Genomic DNA, 2527 nt, shown 5'->3' with positions numbered 1-2527 from the left:
GACGCGTTCGTCGCCGCTTACGTACTCAAGGGTGAGGCCTCCGCCGACTGCCTCGAGGTATCCGCGAATCGTCCCGACCTTCGCGTTGTCAATATCTCCGTGTTCGATCTTGGAGACTTGACGCTGGGAGACGCCGATGCGATCTGCGAGTTGCTGCTGGGTCAATCCGGCCTGCTCGCGGAGTTCCCGCAGTCGGTAGGCGCGCACCTCGGCGAGCATCCGCTCCTTGTGCGCGTCGACTCGCTCGCGGTCTACCGGATGTTCCGCGACGAAGTCCTTCAGGGTCATTGCCATGGTGATCAATCTCCTCTCAAGGTGCGAACTCGAGAATCCTGCTCCGACGAGGCGATTCGGACGGCTGCGAGCGGGATGTCGACGATCGGCATGAAGCGATTGTAGAACCTGTGGGTTCTGTCGGCGATGGCCGCGCTGTTGCCTGTGTCCGGTCGAGGATGGTCCACAAATGAACGCACCCCTCGCCGTCCACCGGCGCGGGGCCGATCGGGCGAGGGGCGCTGAGCGAGCCGCCGGGTCAGCCGCGAGAGAACTCCTGCACCACATGGACGGTGCCGTCCTCGGCAGTGGCGACGCCCACGCCGACCTTCGTGAACTCGCCGTCGAGCATGCGCTCGCGCATCCCCGTATCGCCGATGAGGGTGGCCACCGCGTTCTGCGGAGTCGACCCGGCGGGCAGGGCGAGAGTCGTGCGGTCGGTGTCTGCGGATGCCTCGGGCACGGCATCCTCGGGCACCGTGACCTCGCCGGTCGTCGAGTTGCCGCTGGCCAGTTCCGCGGCGCGCTCGCGAGCGGAGGCCTCCAGCGCGGGGTCGGTGACCAGACGGCCGGCGCCCACCGCGAAGCGCGCATCGTTGACCGCCGCCACGACACTTCCCTCGAAGGCCATTGCCCGGAGCTCGGCCGGGGCGAAGTCGGCAGGCGAGGGGATGCCGGCCGCGGCGGCGTCGGCGGGCGCGAGCCCGGCGTCCGCGGCCAGCGAGGACAGGCCGGGGATGGCCAGAGGGAACGGTAGCTCGAACTGCAGGGACCCCTGGGCGGCCGCGGTGCCGGCGCCCGAGCCGAGCAGAAGGGCGGAGGCGGTAATGACGAAGGCTGAACGGAGCTGATGGCGCACGCGATGGGTCCTTTCCTGAAGGCTCCGACTCCCGCCGGTGCCTGGTTGCGGTGAGGAGACGAGTGCGGCGGAACAGCCCGCCACAGTCGTCACTCCTGCATCTGTCGCCACTTTAGTCACATGCGTTACAGGGGTGTTAGTCGCGGGGGCGGCGAGAGAAGCGCGGCAATCGATTTTTCTTACTCTCGAGTAAGTTCGGGCCGCACCAGTTACAGTTCCCGCCATGAGCGCGAGCCATCCGCACCTCCTCAGTCCCCTCGACGTAGGACCCTTCACGCTGCGAAACCGCCTGGTCATGGGGTCGATGCACACCGGCCTCGAGGACCGGGCCAAGCACATCCCCGAGCTCACCGCCTACTTCGTCGAGCGTGCGCGCGGTGGCGCCACGATGCTCGTGACGGGAGGATTTTCACCGAACGTCGAGGGCTGGCTCCTGCCGGCGGGGTCGACCATGGCCACGCAACGCAGGGCGGACAAGCACCGCGGACTCACGGATGCCGTCCACGCCGAGGGATCGCGCATCCTGCTCCAGGTGCTCCACGCCGGACGGTACGGCTATCAGCCGATGGTGCGTTCGGCCTCGTCCACCAAGTCACCCATCAGCATGTTCAAGGCCCGTGGGCTGAGCGCGAAGGGCGTCGAGCGGACCATCGGCGACTGGGCTCGCGCGGCCCGGCTGGCCAAGCGGGCGGGCTACGACGGCATCGAGATCATGGGCTCCGAGGGCTACCTCATCAACCAGTTCCTCGCCGCCCGCACCAACCACCGTGACGACGCCTGGGGCGGCACCGCCAGCAAACGCATGCGGTTCCCGGAGGAGATCGTGCGTCGCGTCCGGGACGAGGTCGGCCCCGACTTCCTCATCCAGTACCGCATCAGTCTTCTCGACCTGGTTGACGGCGGCCAGACCTGGGCCGAGACCGCCGAACTCGCCCAGCGTCTGGAGGCGGCGGGCGTCAACGTGTTCAACACCGGAATCGGCTGGCACGAGTCCCGCATTCCCACCATCGTCACCTCGGTGCCGCGCGCCGCGTTCGCCGACCTCGCGGGCCGCCTCAAGTCCGAGGTCGGTGTGCCGGTCATCGCCTCCAACCGCATCAACACCCCCGACGCGGCCGAGCAGATCCTCGCCGGCGGCCAGGCAGATCTGGTGTCGATGGCGCGGCCGCTGCTCGCCGACCCCGCCTTCATGTCGAAGGTCGCCGAGGGCCGGGCCGATGAAATCAACATCTGTATTGCGTGCAACCAGGCGTGCCTCGACCACACCTTTGCCAATAGGCGCGCGTCCTGCCTGGTCAACCCGCGCGCAGGCCGCGAGACCGACCTCGTGCTCACCGTGGCGCCCGCCCGTCAGCGGGTCGCCGTGGTGGGGGCCGGGCCGGCGGGGCTCGCCTG

3 protein-coding genes are annotated in these 2527 nt (G+C 68.6%); 1 reads left to right on the top strand and 2 read right to left on the bottom strand.

Annotated features, from left to right (window positions below; all coding sequences use genetic code 11):
* Both relB and G6016_RS15240 read right to left on the bottom strand, forming a co-directional pair.
* The coding region (relB, locus tag G6016_RS15245) for a type II toxin-antitoxin system RelB family anti-toxin (RefSeq protein WP_182633461.1) at positions 1-294 on the bottom strand (294 nt) is incomplete at its 3' end.
* A 238-nt stretch (positions 295-532) separates the two neighbouring features.
* Positions 533-1132 (bottom strand): CAP domain-containing protein, encoded by a 600-nt coding sequence (locus G6016_RS15240; RefSeq protein ID WP_182633460.1) that lies wholly within the window; start codon positions 1130-1132, stop codon positions 533-535.
* A 223-nt stretch (positions 1133-1355) separates the two neighbouring features.
* Between G6016_RS15240 and G6016_RS15235 the strand changes: the two genes are divergently transcribed.
* Positions 1356-2527, top strand: a 1172-nt coding sequence (locus G6016_RS15235) for a 2,4-dienoyl-CoA reductase FMN-binding domain-containing protein (RefSeq protein WP_422110494.1), incomplete at its 3' end; no start/stop codon positions are given.

It is taken from the genome of Dietzia aerolata (assembly GCF_014144865.1).
GTDB lineage: Bacteria > Actinomycetota > Actinomycetes > Mycobacteriales > Mycobacteriaceae > Dietzia > Dietzia aerolata.
This window is presented reverse-complemented; position numbering and strand designations above follow the sequence as displayed.